The organism is Rhodopseudomonas sp. NSM (assembly GCF_052445935.1).
Lineage (GTDB): Bacteria > Pseudomonadota > Alphaproteobacteria > Rhizobiales > Xanthobacteraceae > Rhodopseudomonas.
Window position 1 is genome coordinate 1 of the sequence record NZ_JBQTCH010000012.1, and the last position, 25,485, is coordinate 25,485.

Below are 25,485 nucleotides of genomic sequence, written 5' to 3' on the forward strand. Positions count from 1 at the left end.
CCCCGCCGCCCCCCCCCCCCCCCCCCCCCCCCCCCCCGCCTCGACAAAGCCGAGCCGCTCAGACTCGCGGAGACGCCCCCTCACCCCAGCCCTCTCCCCGCGTTCGGGGAGAGGGAGCGCGCTGCACGGCGCTGGATTGCTTCGCTTCGCTCGCAATGACGGAGTCTGGCGCGCCCAGCCGGTTTCGGCTAAACGCGCCGCAGCATTTTCCTCGCTTTGTGAGCCCATGATCCGTCTCGACAACATCTCCAAGCAAAACGGCCACCAGATCCTCTACATCGAGGCCTCCGCGACGCTGCTGCGCGGCGAGAAGATCGGGCTGGTCGGGCCCAACGGCAGCGGCAAGACCACGCTGTTTCGGATGATCAAGGGCACCGAGACCCCCGACGAGGGCCAGGTCTCGGTCGATCGCGGCCTGACCATCGGCTATTTCAGCCAGGACGTCGGCGAGATGGCCGGGCGCAGCGCCGTCGCCGAGGTGATGGAGGGCGCCGGGCCGGTCAGCGAGGTCGCCACTGAATTGGCCGAACTCGAACACGCGCTGGCCGATCCCGACAGGGCCGACGAGATGGAGCAGATCCTCGAGCGCTACGGCGAGGTGCAGCACCGCTTCGAGGAACTCGACGGCTACGCGCTGGAGGGCCGCGCCCGCGAGGTGCTGGACGGCCTGTCCTTCACCCAGGAGATGATGGACGGCGACGTCGGCAAACTGTCCGGCGGCTGGAAGATGCGCGTGGCGCTGGCGCGGATTCTGTTGATGCGCCCCGACGTGATGCTGCTCGACGAGCCCAGCAACCATCTCGACATCGAAAGCCTGATCTGGCTCGAACAATTCCTGCGCGGCTTCGAGGGCGCGCTGCTGATGACGTCGCATGACCGCGAGTTCATGAACCGCATCGTCAACAAGATCATCGAGATCGATGCCGGCACGCTGACCAGCTATTCGGGCAATTACGAATTCTACGAACAGCAGCGCGCGCTCGCCGACAAGCAGCAGCAGGCGCAGTTCGAGCGCCAGCAGGCGATGCTGGCCAAGGAAGTCGCCTTCATCGAGCGCTTCAAGGCGCGCGCCTCGCACGCCGCGCAGGTGCAGAGCCGGGTCAAGAAGCTCGACAAGATCGAGAAGGTCGAGCCGCCGCGCCGCCGCCAGACCATCGCGTTCGACTTCCTGCCGGCGCCGCGCTCCGGCGAGGACGTGGTCAGCTTGAAGCGCGTATCCAAGCGCTACGGCAGCCGCGTGATCTATGACGGGCTCGACTTCCAGATCCAGCGCCGCGAGCGCTGGTGCGTGATGGGCATCAACGGCGCCGGCAAGTCGACGCTGTTGAAGCTCGTCACCGGATCGACGCCGCCCGACGACGGCAGCGTCGCGCTCGGCGGCAGCGTCAAGCTCGGCTACTTCGCCCAGCACGCGATGGACCTGATCGACGGCGAACTCACCGTGTTCGCCTCGCTGGAAGAGTGGTTTCCGCAAGCCGGACAAGGCTCATTGCGCGCGCTCGCCGGCTGCTTCGGCTTCTCCGGCGACGACGTCGAGAAGAAGTGCCGGGTGTTGAGCGGCGGCGAGAAGGCGCGGCTGGTGATGGCGAAGATGCTGTACGACCCGCCGAACTTCCTGGTGCTCGACGAGCCGACCAACCATCTCGACATCGCCACCAAGGAAATGCTGATCAAGGCGCTCGCCGAGTACGAGGGCACCATGCTGTTCGTCTCGCACGACCGGCATTTTCTCGGCGCGCTGTCGAACCGCGTACTGGAGCTGACCCCCGACGGCATCCACAAATACGGCGGCGGCTACACGGAATACGTGGCGAGGACGGGCCACGAGGCGCCGGGGCTGCATGGTTAGTCGTCAGCGAGCTGATTAGTTGGGCGCGAGGCGGCGCGTTGGGCACCTCTCCCGCTTGCGGGAGAGGTCGGATCGCGCAGCGATCCGGGTGAGGGCACTCCTCTCCGAGCTTGCTGAGTCAGTGCCTGGGGCGCCCTCACCCCAGCCCTCTCCCGCAAGCGGGAGAGGGGGCGCACTGCGACGAGGGGAGACGCTTACTTCAAACAATCAGCGCCATACGTCCTCAGAACAGCGGCTTCATCTGCGCGACCTTGATCGGCCCCAGCATCACCGCGCCGTCGACGAAGCGCAGCGGGAAGGCGCGGGCGGGGCGGCCTTCGAGGGTGGCCTCCTGGCCGAGCGCGCTGATGCCGGCGGCGACGCCGACATTGGCGTTCTGGCGGACCACGCGGCCGAGGCCGGGAATGGCGCGGTCGAGCGCGCCGAGCACGTTGTTGACGTCGTTCGCACGCACGCCGGGCGCGAGGCGATCGAGCGTGGACTGCGACACGCCTTCTTCCAGCACCTTGTCGATGCCGAGCTTCGGGATCACCTTGTCGAGCCCCGCGACCACCATCTGCAATTCACCGTCGACATTCCCCGTCGGCGTCAGCCCGAGCGCGCCGATCGCGGTCGCGATCATCTCGCCCTGCTGGATGCGGGCCTCCCGAAACTCGATCCTGCCGCCGGCCGCCTGCAACTCACGGAAACGCTCCGGCCACGGCTTCGGCCGGAAATCCTTCAGTCCGCTCAGCACCACGCGCAGATGCGCGTCGAACAGCTCCGCGAGCAGCGGATGCACGTCCTGAATGCTGGCGCCTTCGAAGCGGAAATCCGTCTCGATCCGCGGCTGCCCCGGCGTCGGTCCCTCGACCTGGCGCGCGTGCATCTCGGCCTGGCGGGCGCGGGCGAGCGGCACCTGCGTGGCGCCGTCGACGCGGTCGAGCGCCGGGGCATCGAACACCAGCGCGATACGCTGCGGCGGCCCGGGCAGGCCGGCGACGCTGCTGCGCGCGGTGGCCCAGTTCAGCACCATCGAGGTCGGCTGGCCGCGATCGGCGAAGCTTGCCGGGCCCTTGAATTCGGCGATCAGCAGCCTCGGATCGTAGATCTGCGACACCACCAGGATCTCGGCGAGCTTCGCCGTCACCGGCGTCCGGCTCGCCACCTGCTCGGCGGTCTGCGAGGTCAGCGCGACGCTGGCGTCGGTGCAGCGCACTTCGAGGCGGAACGGGAAGCCCGCGACCGAACGGTCGCCGCAATCATAGACCCGGCCGGCGGCGGCCTCGCGCGCCCGCCATGCGTCGACGATGCGGTCGACCTGCGACGCGGAAATGAACCAGAACAGGCTCCAGCCGATCGCGGCGATCAGCAGCAGCGCCGGCATCAGGAACAGCGGCCACAGCCGGCGGCGGGGGGGCAGCGGGAGGTTTGTCATCGAGCCTACTTAGAGTGTGCGCCTGAAAAGGCAAATCGGGGCAACCCCGGCGGCGGCGCCATGCCGGAACCGCGCAGCGGATCAGCGGCGAAATCGCTGACATCCGCATGGCTCTTGGGGTACAGACGGAATTTGTCATTAGAGCGATAGCCCGCCGTCATGTCCGCCAAGACCCTGTCCGATTCCGAGCTGTCCGACGGCGATTTGTGGGTGTTCGGCTATGGTTCACTGATGTGGAGCCCCGGCTTCACCTTCGTCGAGCAGGTGCCGGCGCGGCTGATCGGCGAGCACCGGGCGCTGTGCGTGTATTCGTTCGTGCATCGCGGCACGCCGGAACAGCCGGGGCTGGTGCTCGGGCTCGACCGCGGCGGCGCCTGCCGCGGCATCGCCTTCCGGGTCGCCGACGAACACCGGATGCAGACGGTGGCGTACTTACGCGAGCGCGAGCAGGTCACCAGCGTGTATCGCGAGGTCAAGCGCTCGGTCTGGCTCGAGGACGACGCGCGACGGCGGATCAGCGCGCTGGCCTATGTGGTCGATCGCGGCCACGCCCAATATGCCGGCCGCCTGACGCCGGCCGAGCAGCTCCGGCTGGTCCGGCAGGGACACGGCCGCTCCGGGGCCAACCGCGACTACGTGCTGTCGACGGTGCATTCGCTCGAAGCCCAGGGCTGCCGCGACCCGCATCTGCACCGCATCGCCGAGGGCCTGCGCGACGAAACGCCGCCGCATCGCTGACCAGCAACCGGCAAGGCGCAACCTCTCCCGCTTGCGGGGGAGGTCGGATCGCGCAAGCGATCCGGGTGGGGGAAGGGCTCTCGGCGAATCGCAAAGACAGTGCTCGGCTCGCCCTCACGCCAGCCCTCTCCCGCAAGCGGGAGAGGGAGCAGTCGGCGGACGACGCAAACTCAGTGCTCGGCGCGCCCTCACCCCGGCCCTCTCCCGCGAGCGGGAGAAGGCTGCGATCAGTTGAACCTGGCTTTACTGATTGCCGATTTCGCGCTTGGCGACTGCCGGGGCGGACGGCTGGGCGTTCGGTGCGCTCGGCACCCGGCCGAACAGCGCTTCCTGCTCCTTGCGGCCGGCTTCGATCAGCCGGTTGCTCGCGGACTCGATCAGTTCGCTGACGGTGTCGATGAATTCCCGTCGCGACAGGCCGACCGGCAGCGGATCGAGAAATTCGACGACGATCGTGCCCGGGTAGCGCATGAACTGGCGGCGCGGCCAGAACAGCCCGGAATTCAGCGCCACCGGCAGACACGGCACGTCGCAGTCGACATAGATCTGCGCGACGCCGGCCTTGTAGTGCGGCGGCGCGCCGACCGCCGTGCGGGTGCCTTCCGGGAAGATGATCAGTTGCCGGCCGCGGTTGACTTCCTCGCTGGCGCGCCGCGCCATCTCCATCAGGATGCGGCCGCCCTTGCGGCGATTGATCGCGATCATGTCGGCCTTGATCAGAAACCAGCCGAAGAACGGGATCCAGGTCAGCTCGCGCTTCAGGATGTACAGCGGCGCGTCGAAGAACTGCAGCAGCGCGAAGGTCTCCCACATCGACTGATGCTTCGGCGCGACGATCAGCGGGCCTTGCGGAATCTTCTCGAGGCCGCGGAATTCGACCTTGGTATTGCAGACGACACGCATCAGCCAGATGCTGCTGCGGCCCCACAGCTTGGCGACCCCGATCAGCGCCTGGCGCGGCAGCACGAAGGTCGGCACCGCGACCAGAATCCAGAACACCAGCAGCAGATAGAACAGCACGTTGAAAATCAACGAACGGACGAAAATGCTCGTCATCGAAACGATCCGGTCAGTTGGCGAGCGCCGTCGCGGGTTTGTGGGCCACCGACTCGGGCGACTGCTCCGCGGCTTCGGGCACGATGTCGATGCCCAGTCGCGCCAGCCGCACCCGCGCTTCGACGGCGACGTATTTGGCGTATTCGGATAGCAGCAGCCGCAGCGTCGCGCCACTGCTCCACCACGCCTCGTCGCGCCACTTCTCGCCGATCACCGAGAACGGGATCAGCTCGACGTCCGGCATTGCGTGCGACATTTCGGCGATCGCGCGCGGCATGTGGTAATTGGAGGTGACGACGATCAGCGAGCGGAAGCCGCGCTCGTGCGCCCAGCGCCTTGTTTCGGCGGCGTTGCTGCGGGTATTGACCGCCGAGCGGTCGAGATCGACGCAGCAGCCGAGCCAGTCCTTGCTGTCCGGCACCGAGCGCGAGATGTCGCTGGCGCCGTTGGTCCGGTGCACGCCGGAGATCAGCAGTCGCTTGCCGTAGCCGGAGGCGAGCAGCTCGACGGCGTCCGACACCCGCGACGAGCCGCCGGTCAGCACCACGATGCCGTCCGCGGCGCGGGCCGGCCTGGCCTCCTCGACCCGCAACTGCAGCAGGAAGGCGACGAAGCCCCCGACCCCGAGCACGCCGAGCCCGAGCACGGCCGCGAAGGCCGCGCGCAGCAGCCCGAACCGGCGAATCGGTCTGGCCTGGCGCTGGTCGGGCGGAAACTGGGCAGAGCGCGGATCCATCGGATGCCGATATACCTCGATTGCGGGCCGCCGGTGCGGCTTCTTTCGGCGGACCTCGCTGGGCGAAAGACGACCGGACTCTAGTGCGTTTTCAGGCGAAAGGGAGTCCGGCGGGCGTCCGAATTGGGTCCGGCCGGCCGCGGCTGTGGCGGCGGCGTCAATCGATCGCATTCAGCGTGCTGAACAGCGTGCGGCGCGACGCCAGCGCGGTGATCGCCGCGATCAGCGCCGCCTGCCCCGCCAGCGCCAGATAGCCCGTGGGGCGCAGCGAGAAGGTTCCGAGCAGCGCCGCGAACTGGTCGCCGACCGGCGTGCCGGAGAACCAGGTCGCGACCGATTCTGAGAAGCCGAACACGAACACCGCCGCGCCGCCGCCGATCAGCCCGCCCTGCAGGCCGAGCATCAGGAAGTGACGGAAGAAGCGGTCGGCGATGAAGCGGTCGCTGGCGCCGACGAAATGCAGCACCTCGACGATCGGCTTGTTGGCCGCCATCGCGCCGCGGGTCGCGAACGACACCGAGATGATGGTGGCGACGATCACCAGCGCCAGCACGCCGATGCCGGCGAACACCGTGGCGCCGGTCATCGAGCGCATCCGCTCGATCCAGGCGCGGTGATCGTCGACGGTGGCGCCCGGCGCCGCCTGAGCGATGCGGCCGCGCAGACCGGCGAGATCGAGCGCGGTGCCCGGCGCGATCCGCGCCACGATCACCCGCGGCACCGGCAGATCGTCGAGCGACAGCCCGGTGCCGAGCCACGGCTCCAGCAGTTTGGCGGATTCTTCCTTCGTGAACGGTCGCACCTCGACGATGCCGGGCTGGTTGCGCACCACCTCGGCGACGGTGGCGACGTCGCGCTCCAGGCTGCGGCCCTGCACCGAGCGGACCTGAACGGTGATCTCGCTGGATACGTCGGACTGCCATTCCGCCGCCGATGCGCTGACCAGCAGCACGACGCCGGTGGTCATCGAGGCGAGGAACGTCATGATCGCCACCACGGCGACCAAGGCGCGGCCGGCGATCGAGGCCCGCGGCACGATCGGCGACTGGTTGCGCGCCCGCGCCGGCACCTGCGGGCGCTCGTCGCCGAGATCGACCAATACGTCGCGCGGATCGCCCTGTCGCGGTTGCCTATTCATAGATGTGCAGCCGCCCCTGATGCAGAACCATGCGGCGCGCCTCGTACTGATCCATCAGGTTGATGTCATGAGTCGCGATCACCACCGCGGTGCCGGATTTGTTGAGTTCGATGAACAGCCGCAGCAGGCGGCGGCCCAATGTCGGATCGACGTTACCCGTGGGCTCGTCGGCCAGCAGCAATTGCGGCCGGCCGATCACCGCGCGGGCGATCGCGGCGCGCTGCTTCTCGCCGCCGGACAGCACCGGCGGCAGCGCATCCATCCGCTCGCCGAGCCCGACCCATTTCAGGAGATCGATGACCTCCTTGCGATAGCTGGATTCGTCGCGGCCGGTGACGCGGAACGGCAGCGCGACGTTCTCGTAGGTGGTCATGTGGTCGAGCAGGCGGAAGTCCTGCAGCACGATGCCGATCCGCTGCCGCAGCGCCGAGACCTCGTCCTTGGTCAACAGCGAGACGTCGTTGCCGAACAGATTGACCAGCCCGCGGGTCGGACGCAGCGACAGGAACAACAGCCGCAGCAGCGAGGTCTTGCCCGCGCCCGAGGGGCCGGTCAGGAACTGGAAGGAATGCGCCGGGATCGCGAAATTGAGATCGCGCAGGATCTCCGGACCGAGCCCATAGCGCAGGCCGACATTTTCGAAGCGGACCAAATTCAGCTCCGATCGCGATCGGCGCAGCGGGAAAGGGCACGCCACGCCAAATGCCCGTGCCTCGGTTGTGGGGCGGTTATGGTTTCCGGTTCGTTAACGGACGCCGGCTAGGATCGGGCGAGGACCATAGCCAGCGATTCGTCATGCATATCGTCTGCCCCCATTGTACGACATCCTATGCGATCAATCCGGCAAAACTGGGTGACACCGGCCGGACCGTGCGCTGCTCCCGCTGCAAGGAAGTCTGGCTGGCGCGTCCGGAGGACGTGATCCAGAGCGAGGCGCGCGTCGCGGCGATGACGGCCGAGGACAAGCAGCCGACCGACGATCTCGCCGCCGACGCCGGCTGGGGTCTGACCGACGACGACCAGGACACGCCGGTCGTCGACAGCCCGCCGATCGCGGCCGAACTGCCGACGGTCGAGGATCGCACGCCGCCCGAACCGGAGCCCGATGCAGATGCGGAGGCCCTGCCGCGAGCGGGCCGCAAGCGCAGCAAACGCTCGTTCGGATCCCGCCGCCCGAAAGGGCTGAAGGCGCGGCTCACGCCGCTCAGACAGGACCCGGTCGGCACGATCAAATCGGTGTTGACCGCCTCGACCGCCTGCGCCGCGTTCGGCGCGCTGGCGCTGGGGCTGCTGATCTGGCGCACCGACGTGGTGCGGCTGATGCCGCAGACCGGGGCATTCTACCGACTGGTCGGCTTCGAGGTGAATCTGCGCTCGCTGGCGATCAAGGACGTCAAGATCAGCCGCGAGACGGTGGAGTCCAAGCCGGTGCTGGTGATCGAAGGCATGATCATGGGGCTCGGCCGCAAGCCGGCGGATCTGCCGCGGCTGCGCTTCGTGGTCCGCGACGAGCGCGGCACCGAGATCTACGCCTGGAACGCGGTGCTGGAGCAGACCGTGCTGCGGCCCGGCGAACAGGCCTGGTTCCGGTCGCGGCTGGCGTCGCCGCCCGCCGAAGCCCGCTTCATCGACGTGCGCTTCTTCAACCGGCGCGATCTCATGACAGGCGGCGCATGATGGCGCGAATCCTGATCGCCGACGACGAGGAATCGATGCGCCTGCTGGTGGCGCGCGCCATCGGCATGGACGGCCACGAGACCGTCACCGCCCAGGACGGCAGCGAGGCGCTGGAAATCCTGATCGAGAACGCCGGCCGGTTCGACCTGCTGCTGACCGACATCAAGATGCCGATCATGGACGGCATCGCGCTGGCGCTGGCGGCGGCGCGCGATTTCCCCGACCTCACCATCCTGCTGATGACCGGCTTCGCCGATCAGCGCGAACGCGCCTCCGGGCTCGACGCCCTGATCCACGACGTCATCACCAAGCCGTTCTCGGTGGCCGATATCCGCAACGCGGTGGCCGACGCGCTGGCGGCGAAGAAGACCGGCTGATCGCCAGCGCCGGACCGCAGCGCGCCCCCTCTCCCGCTTGCGGGAGAGGGGGGGGTGAGGGCGCCCCAGGCAGAGAGTCAGCGACTCGCGGAGCGGAGTGCCCTCACCCGGATCGCTGCGCGATCCGACCTCTCCCGCAGGCGGGAGAGGTTGCGCCATGCTCGGCGTTAGCTAATCGCCCTAGTAATCCTTCAGCAGCCGCTCGATGTAATCGAGTTCGATCTGCGGCCGCGCCGAATCGCCGAGGCGGCGGCGCAGCTCTTCTAGGATGCGGCGGACGCGCTGGACGTCGATCTCGCCGGGAATCTTCACCGTGAGATCGTCGCCGAATTCGCGGCCGCGCAACGGCCGGCCGAGCGGATCGGTGTTGGCGCCGCTGCTCTGCTGGCGGCCGGGACGGTTGCCCTGGCCTTCGCCCTGGCCTTCGCCCTGCTGCATCGCCTCGGCGAGCTTCTGCGCGCCCTTGCGCAGCGCGTCGAGCGCGCGGCCCTGCGAGTCGACGGCGCCGCTGGCATTGCCTTCGCCGAGCCGGCCTTCGGCGTCGCCCATCGCCGACTCCGCCTGACCGAGACCACCCTCGCCCTGCTCGCCCTGTTCGCCTTGCTGACCCTGGCCCTGCTCGCCCTGCTGGCCGCGCGGGCTCTGACCGAGCCCCCGCTTGGCGAGCTCCTGCTGCAATTTGCGCAACCGCTCCTGCAGGTTCTGCTGATCCTGCTGCAGGTCGCCGAGGCTCTGCTCGCCGTTCTGGCCGCGCATCCGGTCGCGGCGCTGATCCTGGCCTTCCTTGAAGGTCTTGTCGCGCAACTGCTGCTGCTTGCGGATCATGTCGCCGAGTTCGTTCATCGACTGCTGCAGATCGTCGTCGCCGCCCTGGCCGGGCTGCGCCATCTGCAGATTCTCGAGCATCTGGGCGAGCTGTTCGAGCAATTGCCTGGCGGCATCCTTGTCGCCGGAGCGCGACAGCCGCTCCATCCGCTCGATCATGTTGTTGAGGTCCTGCTGCCGCATCACCTTGGTGTTCGGATCGAGCGGGCGGGCGAGCTGCTGCGGATTGTTCTTCATCTGCTCGGCGAGCTGGCGCATGAAATTGTCGAGCGCGGCGCGCAGGTTCTCGGTGAGCTTCTTGATCTCCTCGTCGGAGGCGCCGCGTTCCAGCGCCTGCTTCAACGCGTCCTGCGCGGCGCGCAATGCCTTCTCGACGTCGGACGTATCGCCGTCCTCGATCGCCAGCGCGAGCGACCACATGCTGGCGACCACCTCGCGCAGCGCGTCGTCGGTGCGGGCGCGTTCGAGCTGGTCGGCTACGGTGTAGAGGCCGAGATACTGGCCGGCGTCCGGCGTGAACGCTTCCGGCGCGATCATCAGCGCGTCGATCGCGGTGTAGACCTGCGCGTTCCTGGTGGCATCGAGCGCCAGGATGCGGCGCTGCTCGATCAGCGCGCGCGCCAGCGGCTTGGTGAACAGCCGCTCCGGCAGCCGCATCTTGTGCGGCTCGCTGCGGCCTTCATTGCCGGCCTCGTCCTTCGCGGTCAGCGTCAGCGTCACTTCGGCGCCCGCATAGGGATCCTCGCTGAGATCCTTCACGGTCTGGCCTACGCCGGCGCGGGTCCGCGCATTCGGCAGCATCAGTGCGAATTCCGGCGGCTCGTACAACGGCCGCGGCGTGTCGCTGCTCTGCTCGGCCGTCGATGGCGCCTTGCTGATCAGCGCGTGCGCTTCGGTGACGCCGTAATCGTCCTCGAGCTTGTAGGACAATTGCAGCGAGCCGCGCGCCTGCCGCTCCGGCTCCTTGGCCAGAGCGATCGACGGCGGATGATCGGCCGTCACTTTGAACGCCCATTGCGGCTGGCCGGACGGGGCGCGGACATGCGCGGTGCCGTCGCCGGTGATCTTGAAATGCCGCTCGCTGGTGCCCGTCGGCGCCTCGCCCTCGGGCTTCGACTCGGCGATGCCACCCGTCACCGCGACGTCGAGATCGCCGCCGCTGGAACGCACCAGCAGGGTCGAACCGGCCGGCACCGGCAGCGCGGCCTGGTTCTGCGCGGCGAGGTCCCTGTTGGCGGCCGACAGGATGATCGGCGGCTTGTTGGTGTAGACCGGTGGCGTCACCCAGGCGTCGACCCGGACGTTCGGCGCGGCCAGCGCGCCGTTCCAGTCGAATGCCGCGGCGACGCGCGAGGTCCGTTCCTCGCCGGCGGCAATGAAGGTGGCGACCAGCAGCACCGCGACCAAGGCGCGCAGCGCCCATGGATCGTGCTTCGCCAGCCGCGGCGCCGGCAGCCCGGCGCGAATCCCCTGCAGCGCCGCCAGCGTGCGCTCGCGCTGCGCCCGCCACAGCGCCTGCGCCACCGGATCGCTCGACGCCAGCGTATCGGTCAGCGCGGTCGCGGGGCGATGCTTGAGCCCGGTGTTGCGATCGAGCCGGGACAGCGCCTCGTCGCGGCTCGGCCAGCGGAACCTGATGACCGGATAAAGCGCAGCAAGCGCCAGCGCCGCAAACAGAACCAGGCCGACGATGCGCCCGGTGAACGGCAGCGCCAGCCACAGCCCGGCCCAGGACGCCGCCAGGAACAGGCCGACGACGCTCAGCAGCCGGACCAGCAGCGGCCAGCTCCGCTCCCAGGCGATCGCGATCGTTGCGCGCTGCAGCGCCGTGGCCAGCCGCAGCCGCGCGGTCGCGTCTGGATCGCGCGGGGGCTGCGAAGGGTCGGGACTGCGTCCGCTCAACTATCTCTCCGGGTTGAAACCAGAACAGCCTACCACGACGGCGGCAACGAGGCACCTCGGAGCGTCGCGGCTGGCCCGGCCTGACCTCACACGAATGCGTGACGGCGCCGGCGGCAATCCGTAACGTCCGCGCCATTGCAACAAGAGGACCCACGATGGACAAGACGACGCACGACAAGGGGCTCGAGATCCGCAAGGCGGTGCTGGGCGAAGCCTATGTCGAAAACGCGCTGAAGAACGCCGACGACTTCAACAAGCCGTTCCAGGAAATGGTCACCGAATATTGCTGGGGCGCGATCTGGGGCCGCGAGGAACTGCCGCGCAAGACCCGCAGCATGCTCAATCTGGCGATGATCGCGATCCTGAACCGGCCGCACGAACTGCGCGTGCACATCAAGGGCGCGCTGACCAACGGCGTCAGCCGCGACGAGATCCGCGAGATCTTCATGCAGGTCGCCTGCTACGCGGGGGTCCCCGCGGGCGTCGACAGCTTCCGCATCGCCCGCGAGGTGTTCGCGGAGGTCGACAAGGGCTGACGCGCCGCAGCGCCGCGCTACAACATCCGCGGCAGCACGTCGGCCTTCGGATTGGCGTCGAAGAAGCGGTGCTTCAGCGCGCCGAGTACGTGGAGGCCGACCAGCGCCAGCAGCGTATAGGCCAGCGTCTTGTGCAGGAACTGGAAGATCCGGAACCAGGAATCGTTCTTCGGCAGCAACTCGGGAAGGTGAATGCCGAAGAACGTCACGCCGTCGCTCTGCGTGAAGCTGCTGGACATCGCATAGCCCATCAGCGGCACGATCAGCAGCAGCGCGTAGATCGCCACATGCACGACATGCGAAAGCACGCGCTCGTGCGCCGGCAGTTCGGCCGGCCCCGGCAGGCGCGACATCGCCCGGATGCCGAGCTGCACCAGCACGACGAGGAAGACCAGCACGCCGAAGGATTTGTGCAGCGGATAGAGCTGCTCGAATTTCGCGGCGGTCTCGTCGTCGAGCGACGTCATCGTCCAGCCCGCCGCGATCAATCCGAGGATCAGCAGCGCGCGCAGCCAGTGCAGGATGCGGAGCGTCGCGGGATATTTGTCCACGACATCGTCGTGCGCGGCCTGGCTCATGTCCCGATTGTCCTGGATCGACGTGGATGCGGGCGCGGGCCCGGCCGGCGATGGCGGCAGCGGTGTTGAGCGGTCCGCTGATGGCGAATGTAAGGCTCGCGCATGACGTGCAGCCGCATCGGTCCCGCTTTGCGGTACCGTGAACCGACCAGCCGCCGCCGGCGCGCCGCGTTAAGGTTGATCGGTTAGGTTAAGCGGCGGTTTGCATTGCTGCGGCGCGGCGGATCGATACGGTCACCGCGTCGCGCGAACTGGCCGGCGACGCCGCAATCCCGGCCACGATTGCAATGCGCGATCCGGGACCGCCAGCTTTTGTTCACCGCGTTCTGGCGGTCCCACCCCTTGCTTCCAGCATCAGCGAAGGGGAAGGCCGCGCCTCACAGCCACGGCGCCGGCCGGTCCAGCGCGATCAGTTGCTCGACCTCGATGCGCGGGCGAACCACCGCGTACTGATCGTCCTTGACCAGCACTTCGGGCACCAGCGCGCGGGTGTTGTAGGTACACGCCTGCACCGCGCCATAGGCGCCCGCCGTCATGATGGCGATCAGGTCGCCGGATTTCAATTCCGGCAGCTGGCGGTCGAGCGCCAGGTAATCGCCGGTCTCGCAGACCGGGCCGACGACGTCGGCGGTGATCGTCTTGCTTCCCGGCGCGGGTTCGAAGACCGGCAGGATCTCGTGATAGGCCTCGTACAGCGTCGGCCGGATCAGATCGTTCATCGCCGCATCGATGATCACGAAGGTCTTGCCGTCGCCGTGCTTCACATAGATCACCTGCGCGACCAGGATGCCGGCATTGCCGACGATCATCCGGCCGGGCTCGAACAGCAGCGCGCAGCCGAGATTGTGGGTGACGCGCTTGACCATCTGCGCATAGGCGAACGGCTCCGGCGGCGCGTCACGATCCTCGTAGTAAGGAATGCCGAGGCCGCCGCCGAAATCGACGTGACTGATCGTGTGACCATCGCTGCGCAACTGGTGCACGAATTCGGCGACGAGGCGGAACGCGGCTTCCATCGGCGCCAGATCGATGATCTGGCTGCCGATATGGACGTCGACGCCGCTGATCTGAATGCCGGGTAGCTTCGCCGCGCGGGCATAGACGTCGCGGGCGTGCGCCAGCGGAATGCCGAACTTGTTCTCCGACTTGCCGGTCGAGATCTTGGCGTGGGTGCCGGAGTCCACATCCGGATTGACCCGGATCGAAATCCGCGCAATGCGGCCGGTCTCGACCGCGAGCCGCGACAGCAGTTCGAGTTCGGGCTCGGATTCGACGTTGAGGCATTTGATGTCGTGCGCCAGCGCGGCGCGTAGTTCGGCTTCGGTCTTGCCGACGCCGGAGAACACGATCTTGCTCGCCGGGATGCCGGCGGCCAGCGCGCGCTGCAATTCACCGCCGGAGACCACATCGGCGCCGGCGCCGAGCTTGGCCAGCGTGCGCAGCACCGACTGGTTGGAATTGGCCTTCATCGCGTAGCACACCAGCGCGTCGGTGCCGGCGAAGGCCTCGCTGAACACGCGGTAGTGCCGCTCCAGCGTCGCGGTGGAGTAGCAATAGAACGGGGTGCCGACCGCACGCGCGATCGAGGCGAGGCCGACGCCTTCGGCATGGAGGGCGCCGTCGCGGTAGTCGAAATGACGCATCGCGGATCAGTCCAGCAGCGGGTCGAGGATGATGCGCTTCTTCTGGCCCTTGGCGGCGACCGGCGGCGCGTTGGTGCCGTAGGACGAATCGAACACGTCGCCCTTCGCGGCCGGTGCGGAGGAAGGCGCGGACGACGACGTCTCGGCGGCGCCGGACGGCAGGTCCAGCCCGCCTTTGCGGCCGCAGCCCGCGAGGGCCAGCGTCGCCACGGCAATCACAACAAGCGCCCATCGCGATGGGCCGGCAGTGCGGTTCACGTCGAAATCCCCAATTGCGGCCGTATCCTACAGAGATTGCCGCGGTCTGGCGAGACCCGGCGCCGCAGAGAATTATTCCGCGGCTTCCCGGTTCAGCCCAATTTTCGCTCTTTTTCCAGTCGCTTGAGCCAGGCCTTGGCCTGGGCGCGGACGTTCTTCGGCGCCGTGCCGCCGTAAGAGGTGCGGCTCTTCACCGAGGATTCGACGCTGAGAACGGCCAGCGCATCCCTCGTGATGCGCTTTTCCACCGCCTGCATCTCGGCGAGCGGGAGTTCGTGCAGCGCCAGGCCCTGCTTGGCGGCGAGGCCGACGATCCGGCCGGTGACGTGGTGCGCGTCGCGGAACGGCATTTTCAGCGTCCGCACCAGCCAGTCGGCGAGGTCCGTCGCGGTGGCGTAGCCCTCGCCGGCCGCCGCGCGCATCCGGTCGTGCTCCGGCACGAGGTCGCGGACCATGCCGGTCATCGCCCGGATCGCCAGCGACAGCGCCGCGAAGCCCTCCATCGCGCCCTGTTTGTCTTCCTGCATGTCCTTTTGGTAAGCGAGCGGCAGGCCCTTCATCACGATCAACAGGCCGTTGAGCGCGCCGATCACCCGGCCGGTCTTGGCGCGGACCAGCTCGGCGGCGTCCGGATTGCGCTTCTGCGGCATGATCGAGGAGCCGGTGGTGAACTTGTCCGACAGCCGGATCAGGCCGACCAGCGGCGAGGTCCAGATCACGATCTCCTCGGCGAATCGCGACAGATGCACCGCGCAGATCGACGCCGCCGACAGCGTCTCCAGCACGAAATCGCGGTCCGACACCGCATCCAGCGAATTCGCCATCGGCCGGTCGAAGCCGAGCTTCTGCGCGGTGGCGTGGCGGTCGATCGGGAACGAGGTGCCGGCCAGGGCCGCGGCGCCGAGCGGGCTTTCGTTGAGCCGCTTGCGGGCATCCTGGAAACGGCCGCGATCCCGCGCCGCCATCTCCACATAGGCCATCAGATGGTGGCCGAAAGTCACCGGCTGGGCGGTCTGCAGATGGGTGAAGCCCGGCATCACGGTGTCGGCCTGCTCCAGCGCCCGCTCCGCCAGCGCGAATTGAAACGCCGCCAGCGCCGCATCGGTCTCGTCGAGCACGTCGCGAACGTAGAGCCGGAAATCGGTCGCGACCTGGTCGTTGCGAGAGCGCGCGGTGTGCAGCCGTCCGGCGGCGGGGCCGATCAGCTCGGCGAGCCGGCTCTCGACGTTCATATGGATATCTTCGAGCGCGCGCTTGAAGGTGAATTTACCGGCGCCGATCTCTGACAGAATCGTGTCTAGACCCTTGCCGATATTTTTCGCATCGTTCGCGGTGATGATGCCCTGCGCGGCGAGCATGGCGGCATGGGCCTTGGACGCCGCGATGTCCTGGGCGTAAAGGTGCCGATCGACGTCGATCGAGACGTTGATCTCTTCCATGATCGCGTCGGGGCGATCCGTGAACCGGCCGCCCCACATCTTGTTGCTCATCTTTCGCCGCTCACTGTCCGCCGCTCACGATCATGCTCGCCTCTGAATCTTTCGAACCACACGTGACCGCCTGCGAGCCCGCGGCGCGTCCCTGTCCCGAGTGCCGATGACCGAGACCCAGCCCTCTTCCACCCCGCCGCGCCGCGCCGGCCGCCGCACCATCATTCTGGCCGCGATCGCCGTGCTCGTCGTCGCCGGAGCAGCGGGGGTATACGGGATCGGCGGGCTGCAGCGCAATGCAGGCGATCCCACCTGCCGGCCGGCGGTGGCGCTGGCGCAACAGCTCAAGCCGCTGGCGCGCGGCGAGGTCGCGGCGGTGACGATGGCGTCGGCGCCGCTGAAGCTGCCCGACCTCGCTTTCCAGGACGGCGCCGGCCAGCCCAAGAAACTGTCCGACTTCCGCGGCAAGACCCTGCTGGTGAACCTGTGGGCGACCTGGTGCGTGCCCTGCCGCAAGGAAATGCCCGCGCTCGACAATCTGCAGGCCAAGCTCGGCAGCAAGGATTTCGAGGTGGTGGCGATCAATATCGACACCCGCGACCCGGCCAAGCCGAAGAAGTTTCTCGACGACGAGAAGCTGACCCGGCTGAGCTACTTCACCGACGCCTCGGCCCGGGTGTTCCAGGACCTCAAGAGCGTCGGCCGCGCGCTGGGGATGCCGACCTCGGTGCTGGTCGACGGTCAGGGCTGCGAGATCGCCACCATCGCCGGCCCCGCCGAATGGGACAGCGCCGACGCGCTGGCGCTGGTCAAGGGCGCGCTGCCGAAATAGCCGCCGCGACAAAAGGACCCGGCGCCGGGTTGTCGGACAGTTCTCGCTTCGATCGTCCTGCGACCGGCCCCATGCTGCTGCGGACGCAGACAGATCGGGGAGGAGAACGGATGTCCTATGTCGACGGGTTCGTCGTGCCGGTGCCGAAAGCCAAGCTGGCGGACTACACCAAGCTGGCGCGCAAGGCCGAGAAGGTGTTTCGCGAACATGGCGCGATCGACTATCGCGAGTGGGTCGCCGACGACGTGTCGCCGGGAAAGACGACGTCGTTTCCGCGCAGCGTGAAGCTGAAGCCGGACGAGATCGTGGTGTTTTCCTACATCGTCTACAAATCGCGCAAGCAGCGCGACCGGGTGATGGCGAAAGCCATGCAGGACCCGCGGCTCGACATGGACCACGCGACGATGCCGTTCGACACCAAGCGGATGTTCTTCGGCGGCTTCAAGAAGCTGGTGTAGCGGTCGGCCGGCGGATCAGGCGGTGACGTTGAGATTGCCGCCGACGCCGGCGCCGACATTGGCGAGCGAGGGCGAACCGCCCTGCCCGATGCCGAGCAGCGTCTGCACCGTGTCGCGCTCCATGCGCGCGTTCGACGCCTGGATCGTCGTCGCGATCTGCATCTGCGTGCTGCTGGCCTGCATGCCGAGCGCGGCGGTGATCATGCTCATGTCCATGGCCGGACTCTAACAGGAAAGCGTTAACAGTCTTTAGCGTCGGCGCGTGCACGCGATCAGCGGGGCGGCACCGCATCCGCTACCGCCTTGTCTGCTCGTCTCTGAGGTGGAGCGCAAAACCATTTGCGCCGGGCCCGCCCAACCCGGGGCGCAGCTCCATGCTGGGGATCAGGTAATCGCCGCCGTTCTGGCGTCGGTAGGGAATCGGCGGGGTGGTCGCGAGCGTGCGCATCCGCTCGCGCAGATGCTCGGCCGCGGCCTCGAATCCGGCCTGGTCGAGACGGCCCGCCTGATACACGACGAACGGCGGCAGCACGTCGTAGCCCGGATAGAACAGAATGCCGTGATGGATCGGAAACAGCAGGTCGTCGATCGGCCCGTTGACGCCGCGGGCGCCGTAGTGCTGCTCCCAACCGCCGATGGTCACCATCAGCATCGCGCGCTTGCCGGCCAGAACGCCTTCGCCGTAGCGATTGCCCCACCGCTTGTCGCTGTGCTCGCCGACCCCATAGGCGAAGCCGCAGGCGAACACCCGCTCGACCCAGCCTTTCAGAATTGCCGGCATGCTGAACCACCACAGCGGAAATTGCAGGATCAGGACGTCCGCCCAGAGCAGCTTGTCGATCTCGGCGCGGACGTCCGGCGTCAGCGCGCCGGCGTCGAACGCCGCCTTGGAGGCGGCGGTCGGCAGCAGCCGCTCCTCGGAGGCCAGTCCCGGAAAGTCCGAGCGGTCGACCGCGGGCTTCCAGTTCTGGGCATAGAGATCGGACACCTGCACCTCGTGGCCCTGGCGACGAAGCTCCGCGACCGCGACGTCGCGCAAGGCGCCGTTCAATGAGCGCGGCTCGGGATGGGCGAACACCAGAAGGATTTTCACGGCAGGGCTCCCTGAATGATGACCAGGGCCTTCGGGTAGACCGGCAGCAACTATTCCGGTAGACGTCGAAATTCGATATGATTGTTCTGAAAAATGGATAAATCGGCCGTCACGATCGAACGGATCCGGACCTTCGTGCGCATCGCCGAGCGGGGAAGCCTGTCGGCGGTCGCCCGCGACCTGAACGTCGGCCAATCCACCGTGACTCGGCAGTTGCAGGAGCTCGAAGCCGCGATCGGAGCGCCGCTGCTGAGCCGCACCACGCGCCGGGTGACGCTGACCGACGAAGGCAGCCGCTATTACGCCCGCAGCGTCCAGATCCTGCGGCTGCTCGAGCAGGCGGGCGACGAAGCACTCGGCGCTTCGGGAGCCCCCGCCGGCACGATCCGGATCTCCTGCACGGCGTCGTTCGGCGTTCTGCATGCGAGCCGACTGATCTTCGCGTTTCAGGATCGCTATCCGGAGATCGGGGTCGACTTCGGTCTCACCGATCAGCGCGTCGATCTGGTCCGCGAGGGCGTCGATTTGGCGATCCGGCTGGCGCCGCTCACCGACAGCTCGCTGAAATTGCGCACGCTCGGCCACAGCCAGCGCCTGCTGGTGGCCTCCCCGGACTATCTGTCAGCCCACGGCAGACTCACGACGCCGCAGGATCTGTCCCGTCATCAGGGCATCCGCATGATGAACGTCGCGGGCAGCGACATGCTGATCCTGCAGGGGCCGGATCAGCAGACCCACCGGGTGCCGTTCGGCGGCAGGCTCAGAGTCGATCATGGACTCGCCGCCCGCGAAGCGATGATCGCCGGGCGCGGCATTGCGGCCACCCATCGCTGGCTGGTCGACGACCTGTTGGCCGCAGGCCGCCTCGAAGTCCTCCTGCCGGAGTATCGACTGGCAGCGGTGCCGCTCAACTTGCTGATCGTGCCGGAGCGCGCGGGCATCGCGCGCGTCCGGTTGCTGATCGACTTTCTCGTCGAGCAGATCGGGAGTGTGCCGGGAATCGAGCGCGGCGCTCAGCGCGTCGGGACCGGCTTGTCGCCGCGATAGTCGTAGAAACCGCGCTGGGTCTTGCGGCCGAGCCAGCCGGCTTCGACGTATTTCACCAGCAGCGGACAGGGCCGGTACTTGGAGTCGGCCAGGCCCTCGTGCAGCACCTGCATGATCGACAGGCAGGTATCGAGGCCGATGAAATCCGCCAGTTCCAGCGGCCCCATCGGATGATGCGCGCCGAGCTTCATCGCCATGTCGATGGCTTCGACATTGCCGACGCCTTCGTACAGCGTGTAGATCGCCTCGTTGATCATCGGCAGCAGGATGCGGTTGACGATGAAGGCCGGGAAATCCTCCGACACCGCGATCTGCTTGCCGAGCCTGGTGACGAAGGCTTTCGACGTCTCGAAGGTCGCGTCGTCGGTGGCGATGCCGCGGATCAGCTCCACCAGCTCCATCACCGGCACCGGATTCATGAAATGAATGCCGATGAAGCGCTCCGGCCGGTCGGTCGAGGCGGCGAGCCGCGTGATCGAGATCGACGAGGTGTTGGAGGCGACGATCGCCTCCGGCTTCAGCGTGGCGCAGAGATCGTGGAAGATCTTGCGCTTGACCTCTTCCTTCTCGACCGCGGTCTCGATCACCAGATCGCAATCGGCAAGTCCCTCGAGCTTTTCGGTGGCGGTGATGTTGGCGAGCGCCTTCTTGCGGGCGTCCTCGGTGATGACCTTCTTGGCGAGCTGGCGCGACAGATTGCCGTTGATGGTGGCCATCGCCGATTTCAGCCGGTCGGCCGAGACGTCGTTCAGCACCACCGCGAAGCCGCCGAGTGCGGCGACATGCGCGATGCCATTGCCCATCTGACCCGAGCCGATTACGCCGACCTTCTTGATTGCTGCCGCCATCTCGTCATCTCGTTGGGAGTCCGGCCGCGCGATGCGCCGGCCGGTCAGTCTCGCATATTTCCGCGCCGAAGTCCGTTGCACCGGCGCGGGCGACCGTATCACGGCAAAAATGAAAGCTTTGGCAACGGACCCGGCCGCGGCCGGGTCCGTCCGCAAGCCGCAGCTTACTTGCCGAGCTTGCCCAGTTCCTCGGTCAGTTCCGGCACCGCCTGATAGAGGTCGGCGACCAGACCGTAATCGGCGACCTGGAAGATCGGCGCGTCTTCGTCCTTGTTGATCGCGACGATCACCTTGGAGTCCTTCATGCCGGCGAGATGCTGGATCGCACCGGAAATGCCGATCGCGATGTACAGCTCCGGCGCCACCACCTTGCCGGTCTGGCCGACCTGCCAGTCGTTCGGCGCGTAGCCGGCATCGACCGCGGCGCGCGAGGCGCCGACGCCGGCGCCGAGCTTGTCGGCGAGCGGCTCGATGTATTTGGTGAAGTTCTCGCGGCTCTGCATCGCGCGGCCGCCGGAGACGATGATCTTGGCCGAGGCCAGTTCCGGACGATCGCTCTTGGCGACTTCCTCGCCGACGAAGCTCGACAGAGCCGGATCGGCCGCCGCCGCGACGGTCTCGATCGCGGCGCTGCCGCCCTCGCCGGTGGCCTGGAAGGTCGAGGTGCGGACGGTGATCACCTTCTTGGCGTCCTTCGACTTCACGGTCTGGATCGCGTTGCCGGCATAGATCGGCCGCTCGAACGTGTCGGGCGCCACCACCTTGATGATTTCCGACACCTGCATCACGTCGAGCAGAGCGGCGACGCGCGGCATCACGTTCTTGAAGCGCGAGGTCGCGGGCGCGACGATCGCGTCGTAGTTCGGCGCCAGCGACACCACCAGCGCGGCCAGCGGCTCGGCGAGGTCGTGCTCGTACAGCGGCGCATCGGCCAGCAGCACCTTGGCGACGCCCTGCAGCTTGGCGGCGGCTTCGGCGGCGGCCTTGGTGCCCTCGCCGCCACCGGCGACCAGGACGTGAACCTCGGCGCCGAGCGCGGTGGCCGCGGTCAGCGCCTTGTTGGTGGCGTCCTTGAGCTGGGCGTGGTCGTGTTCGGCAATCAGCAGCGTGGCCATCAGATAACACCCGCTTCGTTCTTGAGTTTGGAGACCAGTTCGGCGACGTCCTTGACCTTGACGCCGGCCTTGCGGCCGCTCGGCTCGACGGTCTTGAGGACTTCCAGGCGCGGCGTGAGGTCGACGCCGTACTGGTCCGCGGTCTTCTCTGCGATCGGCTTCTTCTTCGCCTTCATGATGTTGGGCAGGCTGGCGTAGCGCGGCTCGTTCAGCCGCAGGTCGGTGGTGACGATCGCCGGGCCCTTCAGCTTCACGGTCTGCGAGCCGCCGTCGACTTCGCGCGACACCTGGAAGTCGGAACCGTCGACCTCGAGCTTGGAGGCGAAGGTGGCCTGCGACCAGCCGAGCAGCGCGGCCAGCATCTGGCCGGTCTGGTTGGAGTCGTCGTCGATCGCCTGCTTGCCGAGAATGATCAGGCCGGGCTGCTCCTCGTCGGCGATCGCCTTCAGGATCTTGGCCACCGCCAGCGGCTCGACGCTGCCCTCGACCTTGACCAGGATGCCGCGGTCGGCGCCCATCGCGAGCCCGGTGCGCAGCGTTTCCGAAGCCTGCGCCGGTCCGATCGACACCACCACGATTTCGGTCGCCTTGCCGGCCTCTTTCAGGCGCAGGGCTTCCTCGACCGCGATCTCGTCGAAGGGATTCATCGACATCTTGACGTTGGCGAGCTCAACGCCAGATCCGTCGCTCTTGACCCTGATCTTTACGTTGTAGTCGACCACCCGCTTGACCGGCACCAGAACCTTCATCGATCCTCTTTCGTGTTGCGCTGGGTTTATCTTGTCGTCTTAGTCGTGGCGGCGGAACCTAAAGCGCCTGCTATCGCCGGTCAACGCGCGAAAAGCCAAAACCGCCCATTCGAAACCGCCTATTCTAGCGGTTCTGGCCGGGAACCCAGAGAACGTCGCCGGCCCCGTCGTCGTTCACCGCGCGGCTGGCGACGAACAGGAAGTCCGACAGCCGGTTGACGTATTGCACCGCCGCCGTGGTGATCTTCTCCTCCGGCTTCGCCGCGAGTTCCGCGATCACGCGTTCTGCGCGGCGGCATATTGTCCGCGCCAGATGCAGGTAGGCGGCGCCGGGTCGGCCGCCGGGAAGAACGAACGACGTCAACGGCGCGAGACACTCGTTGAGCTGATCGATCTCGCGCTCGAGCCGCTCGACCTGGGTCGACAGCACCCGCAGCCGCTCGGCCTTGCCCTCGCGCGCCGGCACCGCGAGGTCGGCGCCGAGATCGAACAGATCATTCTGGATCCGTCCCAGCATCGCGTCGATCTGCGGGTGATCGGCCAGATGCAGCCGCGCCACGCCGAGCGCGGCATTGGTCTCGTCGACCGTCCCATAGGCGCTGATCCGCAGATCGTATTTCGGCCGACGCTCGCCGGTGCCGAGCGCGGTCGAGCCGTCGTCACCGGTCCTGGTGTAGATTCGATTGAGGACGACCATCGCGCAGGAACCTCGCAGCACGGAACGGGCATGGCGGAGAGCGGACGTTTCCCGTGGCTAGCGGCCCAGCGCCCAGACCGCAAGCATGGCCACGACGATCGCGACGAACTGCAGCAGCACCCGCCAGCGCATCAGCGTCTGCGACCGGTTCGGCGATCCGCCCCGCATCATGTTGATCAGGCCGAGCAGCAGAACCAGCGCGACGGCGCCCAGGGCGATGGGCAGGAGAAACGTACTGAGGAACGTTGCCATTCAGGTCTCATAACACCACCAGCCGGGGTGCGCTATCCCGGGAAACGCCGCCGCGGCAACGAAGTCGGTTTGAGCAGGTTGGTAGCGATGCTAGAGTCGGACCCGCAACATCAGTCAGGGTGACCAGTGAGGCAGATCCGCTACGGCTATGCGGTCGCGATGGATGCGTTCTATACGTTTCTGGCCGATGACGGGTGGGCGATCGCGAGCCATATCGCGCTGTCCTCGCTGATGGCGCTGTTTCCGTTCCTGATCGTGCTGACCTCGGTGGCGGGCTTTTTCGGCTCCAAGGACCTCGCCGATCAAGCCGCGACTCTGATGCTCGACATCTGGCCGGCCCAGGTCGCCAGCACGCTGTCGGGCGAGATCCACGACGTGCTGACCACCACCCGCGGCGACGCGCTGACGATCGGCCTGCTGCTGGCGCTGTATTTCGCCTCCAACGGCATCGAGAGCCTGCGGGTGGCGCTGAACCGCGCCTATGCGGTGATCGAGGTGCGGCCATGGTACATGCTGCGGCTGGAATCGATCGGCTACACGCTGGTCGCGGCCTTCACCGCGCTGGCAATGGCGTTCCTGATCGTGCTCGGCCCGCTGATCCTCGCGACCGCCCGCCACTACGTGCCGCTGCTGGTCGAAGACAACCAGACGCTGCTGACGGTCGCGCGCTACGGCATCACCATCGGCGCGCTGGTGCTCGCGCTGTTCATCCTGCACGCGCGGCTGCCGGCCGGGCACCGGACGGCACGGCAGATCATGCCCGGAATCGCCTTCACCATCGTGGCGTCGCTGGCCTCCGGCATCGGTTTCGGCATGTATCTGGCGCGCTTCGCCAACAACTACGTCACGATGTATGCCGGGCTTGCTTCGGTGATCATCGCGCTGGTGTTTCTGTATTTCATCGCGGCGATTTTCGTCTATGGCGGCGAACTCAACGCCGCGATCATCAAGTCGCGGCTGCCGGACGGCGTGACGCTGCAAGCAGCGCAGTTGCGAGCGCGCGGGGAGAAACCGGCTTGAGCAGAAAGGCGTCGGCGCCCGCCTGACGCGCCGCGGCCTCGTCCTGATCACGGCCGGAGACGCCGATGATCGGAACCGCGCCGAGCGGCGCCTCGAGCGCGCGGATGGTCTGGATCGCCTCGGGCCCGCTGATGCCGGGCAGCACCATGTCCATCAGCACGGCGTCGAAACCGCCTTGCGCCAGCCGATCGGGGGCGAGTTCGCCGCTGCCGACGAATTCGGTGTGATGACCGAGTTCGGTGAGGATGGCGTTGAGCACGACGCGGCCGAACGGATTGTCCTCGACGCTGAGCAGCCGCATCGGACGGGTGGACATTCCTTCCGCACAGTGCGCCGGCACAGCCGGTTGCGGCGGTTTCGCCCGTGTCAGCCTGACGGTGAGGGTGAACACCGCGCCGCCCTTCGGCCCCTGCGTCACCGCGACATCGCCCTGCATCGCGCGGGCGATCTGCCGCACCGAGGACAGGCCGAGGCCGGCGCCGCCGAAGCGCGACGCGATGCTGACATTGGCCTGCGAGAACGGCTTGAAAAGCCTACGGATTTCCGCGAGCGTCAGGCCGATGCCGCTGTCGGACACTTCGAAACTCACATCGGCCTGGTCCCGGCCGGCCGCCGCCGAGGTGACCTTGAGCGCGACGTCGCCGCGCTCGGTGAACTTCACCGCATTGTCGATCAGGTTTTCCAGCGCCGCGCGCAGCCGCACCATGTCGCCGACCACGAAGGCCGGCAACCGCGGCGTGATCGTCACTTTGGCGCGCAGGCCCTTGGCGGCGGCGCGGCCGGACAGCGAGTCGCCGGCATTGCGCGCCAGCGCGCGGAGATCGAAGAACTCGCTGCGGACCCCCAGGCCGGTCGAGCCGAGTCGCGCGGCATCGACGAAAAGCGTAGCCAAACCAGAGAGATGCTCGGCACCGGCCTTGATGGTGTCGACCCAGCGGCGCTCGCGCTCGCCGAGATCGGAGGTCGCCAGAAGATCGCTGACGGCGAGGATTCCGGTGAGCGGCGTGCGGACTTCATGCGCGAACGCCGCCAGCGCCGTTTCGACCATGCCGGGCGTTTCGACCTTCCTGCGGGCGCGCTTGACCGGCGACCGCTTGACCTGCGTCCGTCCGCTGCGCAGGGCGCGCGACTTCACTGCCATGGTTCCCCCGACCCCAACGCCGGGCACCATGCCATGGCGGACTTAACGGAGTCATCGGGAAATCGAGTTTCAG

The 25,485-nt window shown here is 67.5% G+C and carries 27 protein-coding genes; 9 read left to right on the forward strand and 18 right to left on the reverse strand.

Features of this window, described 5'->3' with window-relative positions:
- Positions 1 to 226 precede the first annotated feature (226 nt).
- Positions 227 to 1,849 (forward strand): ABC-F family ATP-binding cassette domain-containing protein, encoded by a 1,623-nt coding sequence (locus ACTZWT_RS23310; RefSeq protein WP_444772066.1) that lies wholly within the window; start codon positions 227 to 229, stop codon positions 1,847 to 1,849.
- Positions 1,850 to 2,072: 223 nt separating this feature from the next.
- Here ACTZWT_RS23310 and ACTZWT_RS23315 read toward each other — a convergent pair whose 3' ends face one another.
- A complete protein-coding gene (locus tag ACTZWT_RS23315) occupies positions 2,073 to 3,266 on the reverse strand; it encodes a DUF2125 domain-containing protein (RefSeq protein ID WP_444772067.1) in 1,194 nt (397 codons plus the stop codon).
- Between the two features lie 159 nt (positions 3,267 to 3,425).
- On the opposite strand from ACTZWT_RS23315, the gene ACTZWT_RS23320 reads away from it, so the two are divergent.
- A complete protein-coding gene (locus ACTZWT_RS23320; protein ID WP_444772068.1) occupies positions 3,426 to 4,004 on the forward strand; it encodes a gamma-glutamylcyclotransferase in 579 nt (192 codons plus the stop codon).
- 243 nt (positions 4,005 to 4,247) lie between these two features.
- On the opposite strand, the gene ACTZWT_RS23325 is transcribed toward ACTZWT_RS23320, so the two are convergent.
- The 4 genes from ACTZWT_RS23325 to ftsE all read right to left on the reverse strand — a co-directional run bounded on the left by ACTZWT_RS23325 (position 4,248) and on the right by ftsE (position 7,586).
- A complete protein-coding gene (locus ACTZWT_RS23325) occupies positions 4,248 to 5,060 on the reverse strand; it encodes a lysophospholipid acyltransferase family protein (RefSeq protein ID WP_444772069.1) in 813 nt (270 codons plus the stop codon).
- Between the two features lie 13 nt (positions 5,061 to 5,073).
- Positions 5,074 to 5,796, reverse strand: coding sequence for a YdcF family protein (locus ACTZWT_RS23330; RefSeq protein ID WP_444772070.1), 723 nt, complete (start codon positions 5,794 to 5,796; stop codon positions 5,074 to 5,076).
- A 157-nt stretch (positions 5,797 to 5,953) separates the two neighbouring features.
- On the reverse strand, positions 5,954 to 6,934 hold the full coding sequence (locus ACTZWT_RS23335; protein ID WP_444772071.1) for a cell division protein FtsX: 981 nt from the start codon (positions 6,932 to 6,934) through the stop codon (positions 5,954 to 5,956).
- On the reverse strand, positions 6,927 to 7,586 hold the full coding sequence (gene ftsE / locus ACTZWT_RS23340; RefSeq protein WP_322514582.1) for a cell division ATP-binding protein FtsE: 660 nt from the start codon (positions 7,584 to 7,586) through the stop codon (positions 6,927 to 6,929). The genes ACTZWT_RS23335 and ftsE overlap by 8 nt, the downstream gene beginning before the upstream one ends.
- Positions 7,587 to 7,729: 143 nt before the next feature.
- Here ftsE and ACTZWT_RS23345 point away from each other — a divergent pair, with 143 nt between their 5' ends.
- Together ACTZWT_RS23345 and ACTZWT_RS23350 are read left to right on the forward strand one after the other, a co-directional pair.
- Positions 7,730 to 8,611 carry an MJ0042-type zinc finger domain-containing protein gene (locus tag ACTZWT_RS23345; RefSeq protein ID WP_444772072.1) on the forward strand — a complete coding sequence of 294 codons (882 nt, stop codon included), beginning with the start codon at positions 7,730 to 7,732 and terminating at the stop codon, positions 8,609 to 8,611.
- Complete coding sequence (locus ACTZWT_RS23350) at positions 8,611 to 8,988, forward strand: response regulator (RefSeq protein ID WP_444772150.1); 378 nt, start codon at positions 8,611 to 8,613, stop codon at positions 8,986 to 8,988. The genes ACTZWT_RS23345 and ACTZWT_RS23350 overlap by 1 nt, the downstream gene beginning before the upstream one ends.
- Before the next feature lie 180 nt (positions 8,989 to 9,168).
- Here the strand turns inward: ACTZWT_RS23350 and ACTZWT_RS23355 are convergent, their stop codons facing one another.
- Complete coding sequence (locus ACTZWT_RS23355; protein WP_444772073.1) at positions 9,169 to 11,715, reverse strand: TIGR02302 family protein; 2,547 nt, start codon at positions 11,713 to 11,715, stop codon at positions 9,169 to 9,171.
- 155 nt (positions 11,716 to 11,870) lie between these two features.
- Between ACTZWT_RS23355 and ACTZWT_RS23360 the strand changes: the two genes are divergently transcribed.
- Positions 11,871 to 12,251 carry a carboxymuconolactone decarboxylase family protein gene (locus ACTZWT_RS23360; RefSeq protein WP_444772074.1) on the forward strand — a complete coding sequence of 127 codons (381 nt, stop codon included), beginning with the start codon at positions 11,871 to 11,873 and terminating at the stop codon, positions 12,249 to 12,251.
- A gap of 17 nt (positions 12,252 to 12,268) precedes the next feature.
- On the opposite strand, the gene ACTZWT_RS23365 is transcribed toward ACTZWT_RS23360, so the two are convergent.
- From ACTZWT_RS23365 to argH, 4 genes are all read right to left on the reverse strand, one after another.
- Positions 12,269 to 12,829: a cytochrome b gene (locus ACTZWT_RS23365; RefSeq protein ID WP_444772075.1), complete on the reverse strand. Its 561-nt coding sequence runs from the start codon at positions 12,827 to 12,829 to the stop codon at positions 12,269 to 12,271.
- Positions 12,830 to 13,206: 377 nt separating this feature from the next.
- Positions 13,207 to 14,472, reverse strand: a complete 1,266-nt coding sequence (gene lysA / locus ACTZWT_RS23370; RefSeq protein WP_444772076.1) for a diaminopimelate decarboxylase — start codon at positions 14,470 to 14,472, stop codon at positions 13,207 to 13,209.
- A 6-nt stretch (positions 14,473 to 14,478) separates the two neighbouring features.
- Entirely contained in the window at positions 14,479 to 14,730 is a 252-nt protein-coding gene (gene lptM, locus ACTZWT_RS23375; RefSeq protein WP_416221089.1) for an LPS translocon maturation chaperone LptM, read from the reverse strand.
- 92 nt (positions 14,731 to 14,822) lie between these two features.
- On the reverse strand, positions 14,823 to 16,220 hold the full coding sequence (argH, locus tag ACTZWT_RS23380; RefSeq protein WP_444772077.1) for an argininosuccinate lyase: 1,398 nt from the start codon (positions 16,218 to 16,220) through the stop codon (positions 14,823 to 14,825).
- 106 nt (positions 16,221 to 16,326) lie between these two features.
- Between argH and tlpA the strand changes: the two genes are divergently transcribed.
- Both tlpA and ACTZWT_RS23390 read left to right on the forward strand, forming a co-directional pair.
- Positions 16,327 to 16,992 (forward strand): thiol:disulfide interchange protein TlpA, encoded by a 666-nt coding sequence (gene tlpA / locus ACTZWT_RS23385; RefSeq protein WP_444772078.1) that lies wholly within the window; start codon positions 16,327 to 16,329, stop codon positions 16,990 to 16,992.
- Between the two features lie 110 nt (positions 16,993 to 17,102).
- Entirely contained in the window at positions 17,103 to 17,450 is a 348-nt protein-coding gene (locus tag ACTZWT_RS23390) for a DUF1428 domain-containing protein (RefSeq protein ID WP_444772079.1), read from the forward strand.
- 15 nt (positions 17,451 to 17,465) lie between these two features.
- Here the strand turns inward: ACTZWT_RS23390 and ACTZWT_RS23395 are convergent, their stop codons facing one another.
- Positions 17,466 to 17,666, reverse strand: coding sequence for a hypothetical protein (locus tag ACTZWT_RS23395; protein WP_444772080.1), 201 nt, complete (start codon positions 17,664 to 17,666; stop codon positions 17,466 to 17,468).
- A 79-nt stretch (positions 17,667 to 17,745) separates the two neighbouring features.
- Complete coding sequence (locus ACTZWT_RS23400) at positions 17,746 to 18,543, reverse strand: NAD(P)H-dependent oxidoreductase (RefSeq protein WP_444772081.1); 798 nt, start codon at positions 18,541 to 18,543, stop codon at positions 17,746 to 17,748.
- Between the two features lie 93 nt (positions 18,544 to 18,636).
- Here ACTZWT_RS23400 and ACTZWT_RS23405 point away from each other — a divergent pair, with 93 nt between their 5' ends.
- Positions 18,637 to 19,590, forward strand: coding sequence for a LysR family transcriptional regulator (locus tag ACTZWT_RS23405; protein WP_444772082.1), 954 nt, complete (start codon positions 18,637 to 18,639; stop codon positions 19,588 to 19,590).
- Here ACTZWT_RS23405 and ACTZWT_RS23410 read toward each other — a convergent pair.
- From ACTZWT_RS23410 to ACTZWT_RS23430, 5 genes are all read right to left on the reverse strand, one after another.
- Complete coding sequence (locus ACTZWT_RS23410; RefSeq protein WP_444772083.1) at positions 19,557 to 20,438, reverse strand: 3-hydroxybutyryl-CoA dehydrogenase; 882 nt, start codon at positions 20,436 to 20,438, stop codon at positions 19,557 to 19,559. The genes ACTZWT_RS23405 and ACTZWT_RS23410 overlap by 34 nt on opposite strands.
- Before the next feature lie 164 nt (positions 20,439 to 20,602).
- Positions 20,603 to 21,553 (reverse strand): electron transfer flavoprotein subunit alpha/FixB family protein, encoded by a 951-nt coding sequence (locus ACTZWT_RS23415; RefSeq protein WP_444772084.1) that lies wholly within the window; start codon positions 21,551 to 21,553, stop codon positions 20,603 to 20,605.
- Entirely contained in the window at positions 21,553 to 22,302 is a 750-nt protein-coding gene (locus tag ACTZWT_RS23420; RefSeq protein ID WP_444772085.1) for an electron transfer flavoprotein subunit beta/FixA family protein, read from the reverse strand. The genes ACTZWT_RS23415 and ACTZWT_RS23420 overlap by 1 nt, the downstream gene beginning before the upstream one ends.
- 124 nt (positions 22,303 to 22,426) lie before the next feature.
- Positions 22,427 to 22,999, reverse strand: coding sequence for a cob(I)yrinic acid a,c-diamide adenosyltransferase (locus ACTZWT_RS23425; protein ID WP_444772086.1), 573 nt, complete (start codon positions 22,997 to 22,999; stop codon positions 22,427 to 22,429).
- A 57-nt stretch (positions 23,000 to 23,056) separates the two neighbouring features.
- Entirely contained in the window at positions 23,057 to 23,251 is a 195-nt protein-coding gene (locus tag ACTZWT_RS23430) for a twin transmembrane helix small protein (RefSeq protein ID WP_444772087.1), read from the reverse strand.
- Between the two features lie 126 nt (positions 23,252 to 23,377).
- Between ACTZWT_RS23430 and ACTZWT_RS23435 the strand changes: the two genes are divergently transcribed.
- Positions 23,378 to 24,271, forward strand: coding sequence for a YihY/virulence factor BrkB family protein (locus ACTZWT_RS23435; RefSeq protein ID WP_444772088.1), 894 nt, complete (start codon positions 23,378 to 23,380; stop codon positions 24,269 to 24,271).
- On the opposite strand, the gene ACTZWT_RS23440 is transcribed toward ACTZWT_RS23435, so the two are convergent.
- Positions 24,198 to 25,412 carry an ATP-binding protein gene (locus ACTZWT_RS23440; protein WP_444772089.1) on the reverse strand — a complete coding sequence of 405 codons (1,215 nt, stop codon included), beginning with the start codon at positions 25,410 to 25,412 and terminating at the stop codon, positions 24,198 to 24,200. The two genes, ACTZWT_RS23435 and ACTZWT_RS23440, sit on opposite strands and share 74 nt — an antisense overlap.
- Positions 25,413 to 25,485 lie beyond the last annotated feature (73 nt).

Coding starts and splice junctions, on each gene's coding strand:
- ACTZWT_RS23360 (WP_444772074.1), top strand. CDS start 11,871: ATGGACAAGACGACGCACGACAAGGGGCTCGAGATCCGCAAGGCGGTG.
- ACTZWT_RS23420 (WP_444772085.1), bottom strand. CDS start 22,302: ATGAAGGTTCTGGTGCCGGTCAAGCGGGTGGTCGACTACAACGTAAAG.
- ACTZWT_RS23390 (WP_444772079.1), top strand. CDS start 17,103: ATGTCCTATGTCGACGGGTTCGTCGTGCCGGTGCCGAAAGCCAAGCTG.
- ACTZWT_RS23325 (WP_444772069.1), bottom strand. CDS start 5,060: ATGACGAGCATTTTCGTCCGTTCGTTGATTTTCAACGTGCTGTTCTAT.
- ACTZWT_RS23345 (WP_444772072.1), top strand. CDS start 7,730: ATGCATATCGTCTGCCCCCATTGTACGACATCCTATGCGATCAATCCG.
- ACTZWT_RS23440 (WP_444772089.1), bottom strand. CDS start 25,412: ATGGCAGTGAAGTCGCGCGCCCTGCGCAGCGGACGGACGCAGGTCAAG.
- ACTZWT_RS23350 (WP_444772150.1), top strand. CDS start 8,611: ATGGCGCGAATCCTGATCGCCGACGACGAGGAATCGATGCGCCTGCTG.
- ACTZWT_RS23365 (WP_444772075.1), bottom strand. CDS start 12,829: ATGAGCCAGGCCGCGCACGACGATGTCGTGGACAAATATCCCGCGACG.
- ACTZWT_RS23315 (WP_444772067.1), bottom strand. CDS start 3,266: ATGACAAACCTCCCGCTGCCCCCCCGCCGCCGGCTGTGGCCGCTGTTC.
- ACTZWT_RS23310 (WP_444772066.1), top strand. CDS start 227: ATGATCCGTCTCGACAACATCTCCAAGCAAAACGGCCACCAGATCCTC.
- ACTZWT_RS23330 (WP_444772070.1), bottom strand. CDS start 5,796: ATGGATCCGCGCTCTGCCCAGTTTCCGCCCGACCAGCGCCAGGCCAGA.
- ACTZWT_RS23425 (WP_444772086.1), bottom strand. CDS start 22,999: ATGGTCGTCCTCAATCGAATCTACACCAGGACCGGTGACGACGGCTCG.
- ACTZWT_RS23405 (WP_444772082.1), top strand. CDS start 18,637: ATGGATAAATCGGCCGTCACGATCGAACGGATCCGGACCTTCGTGCGC.
- argH (WP_444772077.1), bottom strand. CDS start 16,220: ATGAGCAACAAGATGTGGGGCGGCCGGTTCACGGATCGCCCCGACGCG.
- ACTZWT_RS23430 (WP_444772087.1), bottom strand. CDS start 23,251: ATGGCAACGTTCCTCAGTACGTTTCTCCTGCCCATCGCCCTGGGCGCC.
- ACTZWT_RS23410 (WP_444772083.1), bottom strand. CDS start 20,438: ATGGCGGCAGCAATCAAGAAGGTCGGCGTAATCGGCTCGGGTCAGATG.
- ACTZWT_RS23335 (WP_444772071.1), bottom strand. CDS start 6,934: ATGAATAGGCAACCGCGACAGGGCGATCCGCGCGACGTATTGGTCGAT.
- lysA (WP_444772076.1), bottom strand. CDS start 14,472: ATGCGTCATTTCGACTACCGCGACGGCGCCCTCCATGCCGAAGGCGTC.
- ACTZWT_RS23395 (WP_444772080.1), bottom strand. CDS start 17,666: ATGGACATGAGCATGATCACCGCCGCGCTCGGCATGCAGGCCAGCAGC.
- ACTZWT_RS23415 (WP_444772084.1), bottom strand. CDS start 21,553: ATGGCCACGCTGCTGATTGCCGAACACGACCACGCCCAGCTCAAGGAC.
- ACTZWT_RS23320 (WP_444772068.1), top strand. CDS start 3,426: ATGTCCGCCAAGACCCTGTCCGATTCCGAGCTGTCCGACGGCGATTTG.
- tlpA (WP_444772078.1), top strand. CDS start 16,327: ATGACCGAGACCCAGCCCTCTTCCACCCCGCCGCGCCGCGCCGGCCGC.